Below are 14,748 nucleotides of genomic sequence, written 5' to 3'. Positions count from 1 at the left end.
ACCATGACTACACAACGCCCTTTAGTTTCTATTTATATGCCGACATGGAATCGTCAGCAGCTGGCGATCCGCGCAATAAAATCTGTGCTGCGACAGGATTACGATAACTGGGAACTGATCATCGTTGATGACTGTTCTTCCTCATACGAACAGCTGCAAAAGTTTGTGACTGACCTTAACGACCCGCGCGTGGTTTACACGCACAACGAGATTAACTCCGGTGCGTGCGCGGTGCGTAACCAGGCGATTATGCAGGCTAAAGGCCAGTATCTGACCGGCATCGACGACGATGACGAATGGACGCCGAACCGTCTGTCGATCTTCCTGTCGCACAAAGCACAGCTGGTGACGCATGCGTTTTTGTATGCCAACGACTATGTCTGTCAGGGTGAAGTTTACTCGCAGCCTGCCAGCCTGCCGTTGTACCCGAAATCGCCTTACTCACGCCGCCTGTTCTTTAAACGCAACATCATTGGTAATCAGGTCTTTACCTGGGCGTGGCGCTTTAAGGAGTGCCTGTTCGATACCGAGCTGAAGGCTGCGCAAGATTACGACATCTTCCTGCGCATGGTGATGGAGTATGGCGAGCCGTGGAAGGTGGAAGAGGCGACGCAGATCCTGCATATCAATCACGGGGAGATGCAAATCACCTCGTCGCCGAAGAAATTCTCTGGTTACTTCCACTTTTACCGCAAGCACAAGGACAAGTTCGACCGTGCCAGCCGGAAGTATCAGCTGTTTACCCTCTATCAGATCCGCAATAAGCGCATGAACTGGCGCACGCTGCTCACGTTGTTGTCCGTGCGTAACGGCAAGCGTCTGGCTGATGGACTTCGGGGGAAATAATGTTTCTGGAAGATTGCCGCGCTAACAGCTGGAGCCTGCGCCCGTGCTGCATGGTTCTGGCGTACCGCATCGCGCATTTTTGCTCGGTGTGGCGCAAGAAAAATGTTTTAAACAATCTCTGGGCAGCACCGGTGCTGGTGCTGTACCGCATCATTACTGAATGTTTTTTTGGTTATGAAATTCAGGCCGCTGCCACCATTGGTCGCCGTTTTACCATTCATCACGGTTATGCCGTGGTGATCAACAAATTCGTTGTAGCCGGTGATGATTTCACTATTCGCCATGCGGTCACCATCGGTAACCGTGGGCCCGACAGCCTGGCCTGCCCGGTGATTGGCAATAACGTCGAGCTGGGCGCGAACGTGGTCATCATTGGCGACATCACGATTGGTAACAACGTCACGATAGGCGCAGGGAGCGTGGTGCTGGACAGTATTCCGGATAACGCGCTGGTGGTGGGTGAGAAAGCCCGCGTGAAGGTGATCAAATGAACATTCTGCAATTTAACGTCCGTCTCGCAGAGGGCGGGGCGGCCGGTGTGGCGCTGGATCTTCACCAGCGCGCGCTGCAAAAAGGACTTCAGTCTCGTTTTATTTACGGTTATGGCAAAGGCGGTAAGAAAAGCGTCAGCCACGATAACTACCCGCAGGTGCATAAGCACACGCCGCGCCTGACTTCCGTGGCCAACATTGCCTTGTTCCGCCTGTTTAACCGCGATCTGTTTGGCAATCTTAATACCCTTTATCGCACCGTGACGCGCTCCCAGGGGCCGGTTGTGCTGCATTTCCACGTGCTTCACAGCTACTGGCTGAATCTGGAAGAGGTGGTGGCGTTTTGTCAGAAGGTGCAGGCCCACAAACCGGATACCCGCTTCGTCTGGACGCTGCACGATCACTGGAGCGTGACCGGTCGCTGCGCCTTTACCGACGGGTGTGAAGGCTGGAAAAGCAACTGCCAGAAGTGCCCGACGCTGAGCAACTATCCGCCGGTGAAAGTGGATCGTGCCCATCAGCTGGTGGCCGGAAAGCGCCAGCTGTTCCGCGACATGCTCTCGCTCGGCTGTACGTTTATCTCTCCAAGCCAGCACGTGGCCGATGCCTTTAACAGTCTGTATGGGGCAGGGCGCTGTCAGATCATCAATAACGGTATCGACGTGGCGACGGAAGCGATTCTGGCCGAACTTACCCCGGTTGCAGAAACCCCGGGTAAACCAAAAATCGCTATCGTTGCGCATGACCTGCGTTACGACGGCAAAACCAATCAGCAGCTGGTGCGCGACATGATGGCGCTGGGTGACAAGATTGAACTGCACACCTTCGGCAAGTTCTCGCCGTTCGAAGGGGCTAACGTGGTGAATCACGGGTTTGAAACCGACAAGCGCAAACTGATGAGCGCCCTCAATGGGATGGATGCGCTGGTATTCAGTTCGCGCGTGGATAACTACCCGCTGATCCTGTGCGAAGCGCTCTCCATCGGTGTGCCGGTGATTGCCACCCACAGCGATGCGGCACGTGAAGTGCTGGAAAAATCGGGCGGGACCACGTTTGCGGAGCATGAGGTGCTGCCCCTGGTGCAACTGCCGAAGGCGCAGATCGCGCAGGCCGTTTTTGGCACCGACCTGGAATCGTTCCGCAACCGCAGCCGCAAGGCCTACAGTGGACAACAGATGCTGGAGGAATATGTCTCGTTCTATCAGAGTCTGTAGTTATCTGCTGCTGCCGCTGATTTACCTGCTGGTCAACGTCAAAATTGCCCAGCTTGGCGAAAGTTTCCCGATAACCATAGTGACCTTCTTGCCCGTTCTGCTTCTGCTGTATGTCGACAAAATCAACCTCAAGAAGCTGATGATGGCCTTAGGGCTGGGCGTGGGTCTGACGCTATTTAACTACATCTTTGGTCAGTCTCTGGATGCCAGTAAATACGTCACCTCCACCATGCTGTTTGTTTATATCGTCATTATTATTGGCATGGTCTGGAGTATTCGCTTCAAGGTTATTTCACCACATAATTATCGGAAAATCCTTAGGTTCTTTTATATTGCCGTTGCGTTAATTGTTATGCTTGCTGCACTGGAAATGGCACAAATTATTTTGACCGGTGGCAGTAGCCTGATGGAGATAATTTCGAAATATCTCATTTACAGTAACAGCTATGTATTGAACTTCATCAAGTTTGGCGGAAAGCGTACGACAGCCCTCTATTTTGAACCGGCGTTTTTTGCTCTGGCACTAATCTCAATTTGGCTCAGCATCAAACAGTTTGGTATCAAAACCCCTAAGACCGATGCTATGATTCTTGCAGGAATTGTTCTGTCAGGATCGTTCTCAGGGGTAATGACATTTATCCTGTTTTACCTGCTGGAGTGGGCGTTCCAGTACCTGAACAAAGATGCGATTAAGAAAAAACTGCCGCTGGCGATTATCTCTCTGACAGTATTTATGGTTGGCGTGATATTTGCCTTCCCATACATCTCAGAACGCCTGGGAGATTTGGGAACCGAAGGCTCGTCATCCTATTATCGTATCATTGGTCCGCTGGTGATGGTGGGCTATTCCTTAACCCATATCGATGGTGTAGTAAGATTCGGCTCACTTTACGAATATGTTGCATCATTCGGAATCTTTAACGGTGCGGATGTCGGTAAAACCATAGACAATGGCCTGTATCTGTTAATTATCTATTTTTCGTGGTTCGCCGTACTGTTGACACTGTGGTATCTGTTTAAAGTTTTCAAAATGATGATTAACGCGTTTGGTGATAACCAGAACTTTCGCGTGCAGCTTTATCTGTTTACACCGGTGTCGTTGTTTTTTACCGGGTCAATATTTAGCCCGGAATATGCTTTCTTGATTGTCTGTCCGTTTATTCTGCGCAAAGCGCTTAATATTACGAACGTATGACGAAATGAGGTGATTTATGTTTCTTAGCGTCATTACTGTCGCTTTTCGTAATTACGAAGGGGTGGTAAAAACCTGGCGCTCGCTGCGCAACCTGGCGCGCGATCCAAGCCTCACCTTTGAGTGGATTGTGGTCGATGGCGGCTCGAACGATGGTACGGCAGAGTTTCTGGAAAAACTCAACGGTGAGTTCAACTTACGTTTCATCAGCGAGAAAGATAAAGGCATCTACGATGCGATGAATAAAGGCATCGACATGGCGCAAGGCCGTTATGCCATCTTCCTGAATTCCGGTGACGTATTCCATGAGGATGTGGCGTTATTTGCCCGTCAGCTGGCACGCCAGAAAGAGGATGCGATGTACATTGGCGACGCGCTGCTCGATTTTGGCGATGGCCATAAAGTTTGCCGCGGTGCGAAACCCGGCTGGTATATCTACCACAGTTTGCCTGCCAGCCATCAGGCCATTTTCTTCCCGGTAAAAGGTCTGAAAAAACAGCCTTACGATCTGCAGTATAAAGTTTCTTCAGATTATGCGCTGACTGCCAGTCTGTATAAATCAGGTTACCCGTTCCGTCGAATTAAAGGGCTGGTATCTGAATTTTCAATGGGCGGCGTGTCAACGTCTAATAATCTGGAACTGTGCCAGGATGCCAGAAATGTGCAGCGTAAAATATTAGGCGTGCCGGGGTTCTGGGCGGAATTATCTTATTTATTACGTCTGCGTACCACGGGTAAAACGAAAACCTTATATAACAAAGCCTGAATATAAGGAAACGTAATGCAGGATCTTAAAGGTTTCTCCGTGCCGAAAGGCTTTCGGGGCGGGAGCGGTATTAAAGTGCAGTTGTGGTGGGCCGTACAGGCCACCTTATTTGCCTGGTCACCGCAAATACTGTACCGCTGGCGAGCTTTTTTATTGCGACTGTTTGGCGCAAAAATCGGAAAAAACGTAGTCATTCGCCCGTCGGTAAAAATTACCTACCCGTGGAAATTAACGCTTGGGGATTATGCGTGGGTAGGGGATGACGCGGTGTTATATACCCTTGGCGATATTACGATTGGCGCAAATTCAGTGGTTTCACAGAAGTGTTATTTGTGCACCGGCAGTCACGATTTTATGAGTCAGCATTTTGATATTACCGCCACTCCGATTGTGATTGGAGAAAAATGCTGGCTGGCGACAGATGTTTTTGTTGCACCTGGTGTTTCTGTTGGCGATGGCACGGTAGTCGGTGCCCGCAGCAGCGTTTTTAAATCGCTACCGGCAAATAAAATTTGCCGTGGCAACCCCGCAGTGGTGATACGCGAACGCGTTGAAACTGATTAAATTCATAAGTAGAGGAATATAAACATGTCTAAAGTCGCTCTCATCACCGGCGTTACCGGACAGGATGGTTCTTACCTGGCAGAACTGCTGCTGGAAAAAGGTTATGAAGTACACGGTATTAAGCGTCGTGCTTCTTCATTCAACACCGAACGTGTGGATCACATTTATCAGGATCCTCATGCGGCGAACCCGAAATTCCATCTGCACTACGGCGACCTGACCGATACTTCCAACCTGACCCGTATTCTGCAGGAAGTGCAGCCGGATGAAGTGTACAACCTGGGCGCGATGAGCCACGTTGCGGTCTCCTTCGAATCTCCGGAATACACCGCTGACGTTGACGCAATGGGTACGCTGCGTCTGCTGGAAGCGATTCGCTTCCTCGGCCTTGAGAAGAAAACCCGTTTCTACCAGGCATCCACCTCTGAGCTGTACGGTCTGGTGCAGGAAATTCCTCAGAAAGAGACTACCCCGTTCTACCCACGTTCTCCGTACGCCGTGGCGAAATTGTACGCGTACTGGATCACCGTGAACTACCGTGAATCCTACGGCATGTATGCCTGTAACGGCATTCTGTTCAACCACGAATCCCCACGTCGCGGTGAAACATTCGTTACCCGTAAAATCACCCGCGCTATCGCTAACATCGCACAGGGTCTGGAATCTTGCCTGCACCTCGGCAACATGGATTCCCTGCGTGACTGGGGCCATGCCAAAGACTACGTAAAAATGCAGTGGATGATGCTGCAGCAGGAAAAACCAGAAGACTTCGTTATCGCAACCGGCGTGCAGTACTCCGTACGTCAGTTCGTTGAGATGGCTGCCGCTCAGCTGGGTATCAAACTGCGCTTCGAAGGTACCGGCGTGGAAGAGAAAGGCATCGTGGTTTCCGTAACGGGCCATGACGCACCGGGCGTGAAACCGGGCGACGTGATTGTACAGGTTGACCCACGTTACTTCCGTCCTGCTGAAGTGGAAACCCTGCTGGGCGACCCAACCAAAGCACACGAAACACTGGGCTGGAAACCAGAAACGACTCTGCAGGAGATGGTTTCCGAGATGGTTGCCAAAGATCTTGAAGCAGCGAAAAAACACTCCCTGCTCAAGTCTCATGGCTACGAGGTTGCCATCGCGCTGGAGTCCTGAGAATGACAAAACAACGTATTTTTGTCGCGGGTCATCGCGGAATGGTGGGTTCCGCGATTGTTCGCCAGCTTGAACAGCGCGGTGATGTCGATGTGATTGTCCGTACCCGTGACGAGCTGAACCTGCTCGACAGCAAAGCGGTACAGGACTTCTTCGCCAGTGAACGTATAGACCAGGTGTATCTGGCGGCGGCGAAAGTGGGCGGCATTGTTGCCAACAACACGTATCCGGCGGATTTCATCTACGAGAACATGATGATTGAGAGCAACATCATTCACGCAGCGCATCTGCACAACGTGAATAAGCTGTTGTTCCTCGGCTCATCCTGTATCTACCCGAAAATGGCGAAGCAGCCGATCGCTGAGAGCGAACTGCTGCAGGGCACGCTGGAAGCAACCAACGAGCCGTATGCGATTGCCAAGATTGCCGGGATCAAGCTGTGCGAATCCTACAACCGTCAGTATAACCGCGACTATCGTTCGGTGATGCCAACCAACCTGTACGGACCGCATGACAACTTCCACCCGAGCAATTCGCACGTGATCCCGGCGTTGCTGCGTCGTTTCCACGAGGCAACGGCCGAAAATGCACCGGATGTGGTGGTGTGGGGCAGCGGTACGCCAATGCGTGAATTCCTGCATGTGGATGATATGGCGGCTGCCAGCATCCACGTAATGGAGCTGGATCGTGAGGTGTGGCAGGAAAACACCGAACCGATGCTGTCGCACATTAACGTCGGTACTGGCGTGGATTGCACCATTCGTGAGCTGGCGCAAACCATCGCGCAGGTGGTGGGTTACAAAGGCCGCGTGGTCTTTGACGCCACCAAACCGGACGGCACGCCGCGCAAACTGCTGGACGTGACCCGTCTGCATCAGCTGGGCTGGTATCACGAAGTATCACTGGAGCAGGGGCTGGCAAGCACCTACCAGTGGTTCCTTGAAAACCAGCACCGCTTCCGGGGGTAATGATGTTTTTAAGTCAGGAAGATTTTGCCACGGTAGTGCGTTCCACTCCGCTCATCTCAATTGATTTGGTGGTGGAGAACGAACGCGGCGAGTTCTTGCTGGGAAAACGAACCAACCGTCCTGCACAGGGCTTTTGGTTCGTGCCCGGCGGGCGCGTGCAGAAGGATGAGACGCTGGAAAATGCTTTTGAGCGTCTCACTCTGGCGGAACTGGGCCTGCAACTGCCGATGGCGGCAGGCCAGTTTTACGGGGTCTGGCAGCACTTCTATGACGATAACTTTTCGGGCACCGGTTTCACCACGCACTATGTGGTGCTCGGTTTTCGCCTGAAGGTGAGTGAGGCAGACCTGCGTCTGCCTGATTCTCAGCATGACGACTACCGCTGGCAGACGCCAGAGGCGTTGCTGGCCAGTGACAATGTGCATGACAACAGTCGTGCCTATTTCCTGGCCGATCGTCAGTCCGGAGTGCCGGGCTTATGAAAATTCTGGTGTACGGAATCAACTATTCGCCGGAGTTAACCGGAATCGGTAAATACACCGGCGAAATGGTCGAGTGGATGGCGAGCCAGGGACATGACGTGCGGGTCATTACCGCGCCGCCATACTACCCGGAATGGAAAGTTGGTGAGCGCTATTCAGGCTGGCGCTACCGTCGCGAAGAGGGTGCCGCGACCGTCTGGCGTTGCCCGCTGTACGTGCCGAAACAGCCCTCAACGCTGAAGCGGTTACTTCATCTGGGCAGCTTTGCCCTGAGCAGTTTCTTCCCGCTGATGGCGCAACGTCGCTGGAAGCCGGATCGCATTATCGGTGTGGTGCCAACGCTGTTCTGCACCCCAGGCATGCGCCTGCTGGGCAAACTCTCCGGCGCGCGCACGCTGCTTCACATTCAGGATTATGAAGTGGACGCCATGCTCGGCCTGGGAATGGCCGGCAAAGGTAAGAGCGGGAAGGTGGCGAAACTCGCCAGCGCCTTCGAGCGCAGCGGCCTGCATAACGTGGATTATGTCTCGACCATCTCGCGCTCAATGATGAACAAAGCGCAGGAGAAGGGCGTACCGGCGGAAAAAGTGATCTTTTTCCCCAACTGGTCTGAAGTGGCGCGTTTTCGCGACGTGACAGACAGTGACGCGCAGGCGCTACGCGCTCAGCTCGGTCTGCCTGACGACCAAAAAATCATTCTTTACTCAGGCAACATCGGCGAGAAGCAGGGGCTTGAGAGCGTCATCGACGCCGCACAGCAACTGAGCCATCAACCCTGGATGTTTGTCATCGTCGGGCAGGGCGGCGGAAAAGCGCGACTGGAAAAGATGGCCAGCGAGCGCGGCCTGACGAACGTGAAATTTTTCCCGCTTCAGTCCTACGAGGCACTGCCTGCGTTGCTGAAGATGGGCGACTGCCATCTGGTGGTACAAAAGCGCGGTGCGGCAGACGCGGTGTTGCCGTCCAAGCTGACCAACATTCTGGCAGTGGGCGGTAACGCGGTGATCACGGCAGAAGCCGAAACAGAATTAGGCCAGCTGTGCGACAGCTATCCGGGGATCGCCGTTTGCGTGGAACCGGAATCGGTCCCGGCGCTGGTCACTGGCATTGAACGGGCACTTGCCATGCCAAAAACGAACACGGTGGCACGTGAATATGCCGAACGTACGCTCGAGAAAGAGAACGTGCTGAGCCAATTTATTGCAGATATACGGGGATAAATCATGAGTCAAACCACTTTGTATCCGGTTGTGATGGCAGGTGGCTCTGGTAGCCGGTTGTGGCCGCTGTCCCGCGTGCTCTATCCAAAACAGTTCCTCTGCCTGAAAGGGGAGCTCACCATGCTGCAGACGACGGTTAACCGCCTGCAGGGTGTGGAGTGTGAAAGCCCGGTGGTGATTTGTAACGAACAACACCGCTTTATTGTCGCCGAGCAGCTGCGCCAGCTGAACAAACTCACAGAAAATATCATTCTGGAGCCTGCCGGACGTAACACCGCCCCCGCGATTGCGTTGGCTGCGCTGGCGGCCAAACGCAGCAGCCCGGATTGCGATCCGCTGATACTGGTTCTGGCGGCAGACCATGTTATTCAACAGGAAGAGTCGTTCCGCGAGGCGGTACGCGCGGCTATTCCTTACGCCGAAAACGGCAAACTGGTGACTTTCGGCATCGTGCCGGACCTTCCGGAAACCGGCTACGGGTATATTCGTCGTGGCAATGTGACCCCGGGCGAAGGCGACAGCGTAGCGTTTGACGTGGCGCAGTTTGTCGAAAAACCGAATCTGGAAACCGCGCAGGCGTATGTGGCCAGCGGTGAATATTACTGGAACAGCGGGATGTTCCTGTTCCGCGCTGGCCGCTACCTGGAAGAGCTGCGCAAATATCGCCCGGATATTCTGGACGCCTGCGAGAAAGCGATGGCGGTAGTGGATCCGGATCTCGATTTTATCCGCGTTGACGAAGCGTCTTTCCTCGCCTGCCCGGAAGAGTCAATTGACTATGCGGTAATGGAACGCACGGCCGATGCCGTTGTGGTACCGATGGATGCGGGCTGGAGTGATGTTGGCTCCTGGTCCTCCCTGTGGGAGATCAGCGCCCATACCCCGGAGGGTAACGTCCACCACGGTGATGTTATCAGCCACAAAACGGAAAACAGCTATGTCTACGCCGAGTCCGGTCTGGTGACCACAGTTGGCGTGAAGGATCTGGTGGTCGTACAGACGAAAGACGCCGTGCTGATTGCTGACCGTAATGCCGTGCAGGACGTTAAAAAAGTGGTGGAGAAGATCAAGGCCGATGGTCGCCATGAACACCATATCCACCGCGAAGTGTATCGTCCGTGGGGCAAATATGACTCCATCGATGCCGGTGAACGTTACCAGGTGAAACGCATCACCGTGAAACCGGGTGAGGGGCTGTCGGTACAGATGCACCACCACCGTGCCGAGCACTGGGTCGTGGTGGCGGGTACCGCCAAAGTCACGATTGATGGCGAAGTGAAACTGCTGGGTGAAAACGAGTCAATCTATATTCCGCTGGGAGCCACGCACTGTCTGGAAAACCCGGGGAAAATTCCTCTCGACTTAATTGAAGTGCGCTCCGGTTCGTACCTGGAAGAAGACGATATTGTCCGTTTCCAGGACCGTTACGGGCGGGTATAGCGCCGTCTCTAAAGCCGGATAGCGTTTCGCGCATCCGGCCTGCGAATGAATAAAAACAAATTTGCCTGTTAATCGGGCGGGCCAACTGTTGCCTGAAAAAGGGGTCATCATGGAAAAATTAACCTGTTTTAAAGCCTACGATATTCGCGGCAAGCTGGGCGAAGAGCTGAATGAAGACATTGCGTGGCGCATTGGCCGCGCATACGGCGAATATCTTAAGCCACAAACGATTGTCCTGGGCGGCGATGTGCGCCTGACCAGTGAGTCCCTGAAGCTGGCGCTGGCAAAAGGGCTGCAGGATGCGGGAGTGGACGTGCTGGATATCGGCTTGTCCGGCACCGAAGAGATTTACTTTGCCACCTTCCACCTCGGCGTGGACGGCGGTATCGAAGTGACGGCCAGCCATAACCCGATGGACTATAACGGTATGAAGCTGGTGCGCAAGGGCGCGCGTCCAATCAGCGGCGATACCGGTCTGCGTGACGTGCAGCGTCTCGCCGAAGCTAACGATTTCCCGCCGGTGAATGAAGCGAAACGCGGCAGCTATAAGCAGATCGACCTGCGTAAAGCGTACATCGACCATCTGCTGGGCTACATCAACGTTGCAAACCTGAAACCGCTGAAGCTGGTGATCAACTCCGGTAACGGCGCGGCCGGCCCGGTGGTGGATGCGCTCGAAGCCCGCTTTAAGGCCCTGAACGTCCCGGTAACCTTCGTTAAGGTCCATAACACCCCGGACGGCAACTTCCCGAACGGTATCCCGAACCCGCTGCTGCCGGAGTGCCGCGACGACACCCGTAACGCGGTCATCGAACACGGTGCCGATATGGGTATCGCCTTTGACGGCGATTTCGACCGCTGCTTCCTGTTCGACGAAAAAGGCCAGTTCATCGAAGGCTACTACATTGTCGGTCTGCTGGCGGAAGCGTTCCTCGAGAAGAACCCGGGCGCGAAGATCATTCACGATCCGCGTCTGTCCTGGAACACCGTGGATGTGGTGAACGCCGCGGGCGGCCAGCCGGTGATGTCCAAAACCGGTCATGCCTTCATCAAAGAGCGTATGCGCGAAGAAGACGCCATTTATGGCGGCGAGATGAGCGCCCACCACTATTTCCGCGATTTTGCCTACTGCGACAGCGGGATGATCCCGTGGCTGCTGGTCACCGAGCTGCTGTGTCTGAAAGGGCAGACCCTTGGCGAGCTGGTACGCGACCGCATGGCGGCCTTCCCGGCAAGTGGCGAAATCAACAGCAAACTGGCGCAGCCGGCCGAGGCCATTGCCCGCGTGGAGCAGCATTTTGCCCTCCATGCGCTGGAAATTGACCGTACCGACGGCATCAGCATGGCGTTCCCGCAGTGGCGTTTTAACCTGCGCTCTTCAAATACCGAGCCGGTGGTGCGCCTGAACGTGGAATCCCGTGCGGATACCGCGCTGATGGAAGCGCGAACGAAGGACATTCTGGCGCTGTTGAATCAGTAAATAGCTTTCCCCCTCACCCTGATGTGGGGTGAGGGGGCAGGTGTTGAACTAAAGGAACAACGATGACGAATCTAAAAAAACGCGAACGAGCGAGAACGAATGCATCGTTAATCTCCATGGTGCAGCGTTTTTCTGATATCACCATCATGGTCGGCGGATTATGGGTGGTGAGTTGGGTAAGCGGGCAATCCTTCTTCTACATGCATCTGCTCATGGCGCTGATTGCGCTGGTTGTGTTCCAGATGATCGGGGGGATGACCGACTTCTACCGTTCGTGGCGTGGTGTGAAAATGACCACCGAACTGATGCTGTTGCTGCAGAACTGGACATTAAGCCTGATCTTCAGCGCAGGGCTGGTGGCATTCAGTCAGGATTTTGATAATCGCCTGGTGACGTATCTGTGCTGGTACCTGATTACCAGCGTCGGCATGGTGGTATGCCGCACCCTGATCCGTTTTGGCGCCGGCTGGCTGCGTAACCGCGGTTATAACCGTCGCTTTGTCGCCGTGGCGGGGGATTTGCTGGTAGGGAAGGTGCTTCTCGATAGCTTCCGCAAAGAGCCATGGTTAGGTTTTGAAGTGGTCGGGATTTATCACGACGCGAAGCCTGGCGGCGTGCCTTCAGACTGGGCCGGTAATTACGAACAGCTTATTGAGGACGCGAAAGCCGGCAAAATTCATAATGTCTACATCGCGATGCAGATGAAAGATGAATCCCGCATTAAGAAACTGATGCGTGAACTGGCCGATACCACCTGTTCGGTGATCCTGATCCCGGACGTCTTTACCTTTAACATCCTCCACTCCCGTATTGAAGAAGTGAACGGCGTGCCGGTCGTGCCGCTGTATGACACCCCGCTGTCGGGTATCAATCGCGTGCTCAAGCGCCTGGAGGATATCGTGCTCTCTTCACTGATCTTACTGCTGATCTCCCCGGTGCTGTGCTGCATTGCTCTGGCGGTGAAGCTGAGCTCCCCGGGCCCGGTTATCTTCCGTCAGACCCGCTACGGCATGGACGGTAAGCCCATCATGGTGTGGAAATTCCGCTCAATGAAGGTGATGGAGAACGACAAGGTCGTGACCCAGGCGACGCAGAACGATCCACGTGTGACGCGGGTGGGGAACTTCCTGCGCCGTACCTCGCTGGATGAGCTGCCGCAGTTTATCAACGTCTTTACCGGTGGCATGTCGATTGTCGGACCCCGTCCCCATGCCGTGGCTCACAACGAACAGTACCGCTCGCTGATTGAAGGCTACATGTTGCGCCATAAAGTGAAGCCAGGCATTACCGGCTGGGCGCAGATCAACGGCTGGCGCGGCGAGACCGACACGCTGGAAAAAATGGAAAAACGCATCGAATTCGACCTGGAGTACATCCGTGAATGGAGCCTCTGGTTCGATATCAAGATCGTCTTTCTGACCATCTTCAAAGGTTTCGTGAACAAAGCGGCGTACTAAGATGAGCTTACGTGAAAAAACCATCAGCGGCGCCAAATGGTCAGCGATGGCGACCATTGTCATCATTGGCCTCGGCCTGGTGCAGATGACGGTGCTGGCGCGCATTATCGATAACCACCAGTTCGGTCTGCTGACCGTCTCGCTGGTGATTATCGCGCTGGCCGATACGCTGTCTGACTTCGGCATTGCTAACTCGATTATCCAGCGCAAAGAGATCAGCCATCTGGAACTGACCACGCTCTACTGGCTGAACGTTGGGCTGGGGGTGTTCGTTTTCGTGCTGGTGTTCCTGTTGAGCGATACCATCGCCAGCGTGCTGCACAACCCCGATCTGGCACCGCTGATGCGTACGCTCTCGTTTGCTTTTGTGGTGATCCCGCACGGGCAACAGTTCCGCGCGTTGATGCAGAAAGAGCTGGAATTCAACAAAATTGGGATGATCGAGACCAGCGCCGTTCTCGCAGGGTTTACCTTTACCGTGGTCAGCGCCCATTTCTGGCCGCTGGCCATGACCGCTATCCTCGGGTATCTGGTTAACTCTGCCGTGCGTACGCTGCTGTTCGGCTACTTTGGCCGCAAGATTTACCGTCCTGGGCTGCATTTCTCTCTCGCTTCGGTGTCATCCAACCTGCGTTTTGGCGCGTGGCTCACCGCCGACAGCATCATCAACTATGTCAACACCAACCTCTCCACGCTGGTGCTGGCACGCATCCTCGGCGCGAGCGTCGCGGGCGGGTACAACCTGGCGTACAACGTCGCGGTAGTACCACCGATGAAGCTCAACCCGATTATCACCCGCGTACTGTTCCCGGCGTTCGCCAAAATTCAGGACGACACCGAGAAGCTGCGCGTCAATTTTTACAAGCTGCTCTCTGTGGTGGGCATTATCAATTTCCCGGTTTTGCTGGGGCTGATGGTGGTCTCGAGCAACTTCGTGCCGCTGGTGTTTGGCGAGAAGTGGAACAGCATTATCCCGATCCTGCAGCTGCTGTGCGTGGTGGGGCTGCTGCGATCCGTTGGCAACCCGATTGGCTCACTGCTGATGGCTAAAGCGCGGGTTGATATCAGCTTCAAATTCAACGTGTTTAAAACGTTCCTGTTTATTCCGGCGATTATCGTCGGTGGACATATGGCCGGCGCCATTGGGGTCACGCTTGGTTTTCTGCTGGTGCAGATCATCAACACCGTTCTGAGCTACTTCGTGATGATCAAGCCGGTGCTGGGCTCCAGCTACCGGCAGTACATTCTGAGCCTGTGGCTGCCGTTTTATCTGTCACTGCCTACCCTTGCGGTGAGCTATGGCCTGGGCATCGTGCTCACTGGCCATCTGCCGCTCGCGGCCATGCTGGCAATACAGGTCGCAGCAGGTGCACTGGCGTTTGGCGTGATGATTGTGCTGTCACGTAATGCGCTGGTGGTGGAGATGAAGCGCCAGTTTTGCCGTAACGAAAAAATGAAAACGCTGCTTCGCGCAGGCTAGTT

At 54.3% G+C, this 14,748-nt stretch carries 14 protein-coding genes; all 14 read left to right on the top strand.

The features are described 5' to 3' along the window. Positions 1-3: 3 nt before the first annotated feature. The 14 genes from wcaA (at position 4) to wzxC (ending at position 14,746) form a co-directional block, all read left to right on the top strand. Positions 4-846 carry a colanic acid biosynthesis glycosyltransferase WcaA gene (gene wcaA / locus BH714_RS11000; RefSeq protein WP_032680629.1) on the top strand — a complete coding sequence of 281 codons (843 nt, stop codon included), beginning with the start codon at positions 4-6 and terminating at the stop codon, positions 844-846. Next, a complete protein-coding gene (wcaB, locus tag BH714_RS10995; RefSeq protein WP_014170825.1) occupies positions 846-1,337 on the top strand; it encodes a colanic acid biosynthesis acetyltransferase WcaB in 492 nt (163 codons plus the stop codon). Before wcaA ends, wcaB begins: the two co-directional genes overlap by 1 nt. After that, positions 1,334-2,551: a colanic acid biosynthesis glycosyltransferase WcaC gene (gene wcaC / locus BH714_RS10990; RefSeq protein WP_014170823.1), complete on the top strand. Its 1,218-nt coding sequence runs from the start codon at positions 1,334-1,336 to the stop codon at positions 2,549-2,551. The genes wcaB and wcaC overlap by 4 nt, the downstream gene beginning before the upstream one ends. After that, positions 2,526-3,746 carry a colanic acid polymerase WcaD gene (gene wcaD / locus BH714_RS10985; RefSeq protein WP_020883262.1) on the top strand — a complete coding sequence of 407 codons (1,221 nt, stop codon included), beginning with the start codon at positions 2,526-2,528 and terminating at the stop codon, positions 3,744-3,746. The genes wcaC and wcaD overlap by 26 nt, the downstream gene beginning before the upstream one ends. A 16-nt stretch (positions 3,747-3,762) precedes the next feature. Next, entirely contained in the window at positions 3,763-4,509 is a 747-nt protein-coding gene (gene wcaE, locus BH714_RS10980; RefSeq protein ID WP_040017955.1) for a colanic acid biosynthesis glycosyltransferase WcaE, read from the top strand. 15 nt (positions 4,510-4,524) lie between these two features. Beyond that, positions 4,525-5,073 carry a colanic acid biosynthesis acetyltransferase WcaF gene (gene wcaF, locus BH714_RS10975; protein WP_020883264.1) on the top strand — a complete coding sequence of 183 codons (549 nt, stop codon included), beginning with the start codon at positions 4,525-4,527 and terminating at the stop codon, positions 5,071-5,073. 24 nt (positions 5,074-5,097) lie between these two features. Beyond that, positions 5,098-6,219, top strand: coding sequence for a GDP-mannose 4,6-dehydratase (gmd, locus tag BH714_RS10970; RefSeq protein WP_014170819.1), 1,122 nt, complete (start codon positions 5,098-5,100; stop codon positions 6,217-6,219). Between the two features lie 2 nt (positions 6,220-6,221). Further along, positions 6,222-7,187, top strand: coding sequence for a GDP-L-fucose synthase (fcl, locus tag BH714_RS10965; protein ID WP_014170818.1), 966 nt, complete (start codon positions 6,222-6,224; stop codon positions 7,185-7,187). Positions 7,188-7,189: 2 nt separating this feature from the next. Further along, on the top strand, positions 7,190-7,669 hold the full coding sequence (locus BH714_RS10960) for a GDP-mannose mannosyl hydrolase (RefSeq protein WP_072126435.1): 480 nt from the start codon (positions 7,190-7,192) through the stop codon (positions 7,667-7,669). Then, positions 7,666-8,889, top strand: a complete 1,224-nt coding sequence (gene wcaI / locus BH714_RS10955; protein ID WP_025203687.1) for a colanic acid biosynthesis fucosyltransferase WcaI — start codon at positions 7,666-7,668, stop codon at positions 8,887-8,889. Before BH714_RS10960 ends, wcaI begins: the two co-directional genes overlap by 4 nt. Positions 8,890-8,892: 3 nt before the next feature. Continuing rightward, positions 8,893-10,329, top strand: a complete 1,437-nt coding sequence (gene cpsB / locus BH714_RS10950; protein WP_040017954.1) for a mannose-1-phosphate guanyltransferase — start codon at positions 8,893-8,895, stop codon at positions 10,327-10,329. A 109-nt stretch (positions 10,330-10,438) separates the two neighbouring features. Beyond that, positions 10,439-11,809, top strand: a complete 1,371-nt coding sequence (gene cpsG / locus BH714_RS10945; protein WP_032680630.1) for a colanic acid biosynthesis phosphomannomutase CpsG — start codon at positions 10,439-10,441, stop codon at positions 11,807-11,809. Positions 11,810-11,871: 62 nt separating this feature from the next. Beyond that, complete coding sequence (gene wcaJ / locus BH714_RS10940; protein ID WP_040017952.1) at positions 11,872-13,266, top strand: undecaprenyl-phosphate glucose phosphotransferase; 1,395 nt, start codon at positions 11,872-11,874, stop codon at positions 13,264-13,266. A 1-nt stretch (position 13,267) separates the two neighbouring features. Next, on the top strand, positions 13,268-14,746 hold the full coding sequence (wzxC, locus tag BH714_RS10935) for a colanic acid undecaprenyl disphosphate flippase WzxC (RefSeq protein ID WP_014170812.1): 1,479 nt from the start codon (positions 13,268-13,270) through the stop codon (positions 14,744-14,746). Positions 14,747-14,748: the final 2 nt, after the last annotated feature.

This window comes from Enterobacter ludwigii (assembly GCF_001750725.1).
In the GTDB taxonomy this organism is placed as follows: domain Bacteria; phylum Pseudomonadota; class Gammaproteobacteria; order Enterobacterales; family Enterobacteriaceae; genus Enterobacter; species Enterobacter ludwigii.
This window is presented reverse-complemented; position numbering and strand designations above follow the sequence as displayed.

Coding starts and splice junctions, on each gene's coding strand:
- wcaA (WP_032680629.1), top strand. CDS start 4: ATGACTACACAACGCCCTTTAGTTTCTATTTATATGCCGACATGGAAT.
- wcaB (WP_014170825.1), top strand. CDS start 846: ATGTTTCTGGAAGATTGCCGCGCTAACAGCTGGAGCCTGCGCCCGTGC.
- wcaC (WP_014170823.1), top strand. CDS start 1,334: ATGAACATTCTGCAATTTAACGTCCGTCTCGCAGAGGGCGGGGCGGCC.
- wcaD (WP_020883262.1), top strand. CDS start 2,526: ATGTCTCGTTCTATCAGAGTCTGTAGTTATCTGCTGCTGCCGCTGATT.
- wcaE (WP_040017955.1), top strand. CDS start 3,763: ATGTTTCTTAGCGTCATTACTGTCGCTTTTCGTAATTACGAAGGGGTG.
- wcaF (WP_020883264.1), top strand. CDS start 4,525: ATGCAGGATCTTAAAGGTTTCTCCGTGCCGAAAGGCTTTCGGGGCGGG.
- gmd (WP_014170819.1), top strand. CDS start 5,098: ATGTCTAAAGTCGCTCTCATCACCGGCGTTACCGGACAGGATGGTTCT.
- fcl (WP_014170818.1), top strand. CDS start 6,222: ATGACAAAACAACGTATTTTTGTCGCGGGTCATCGCGGAATGGTGGGT.
- BH714_RS10960 (WP_072126435.1), top strand. CDS start 7,190: ATGTTTTTAAGTCAGGAAGATTTTGCCACGGTAGTGCGTTCCACTCCG.
- wcaI (WP_025203687.1), top strand. CDS start 7,666: ATGAAAATTCTGGTGTACGGAATCAACTATTCGCCGGAGTTAACCGGA.
- cpsB (WP_040017954.1), top strand. CDS start 8,893: ATGAGTCAAACCACTTTGTATCCGGTTGTGATGGCAGGTGGCTCTGGT.
- cpsG (WP_032680630.1), top strand. CDS start 10,439: ATGGAAAAATTAACCTGTTTTAAAGCCTACGATATTCGCGGCAAGCTG.
- wcaJ (WP_040017952.1), top strand. CDS start 11,872: ATGACGAATCTAAAAAAACGCGAACGAGCGAGAACGAATGCATCGTTA.
- wzxC (WP_014170812.1), top strand. CDS start 13,268: ATGAGCTTACGTGAAAAAACCATCAGCGGCGCCAAATGGTCAGCGATG.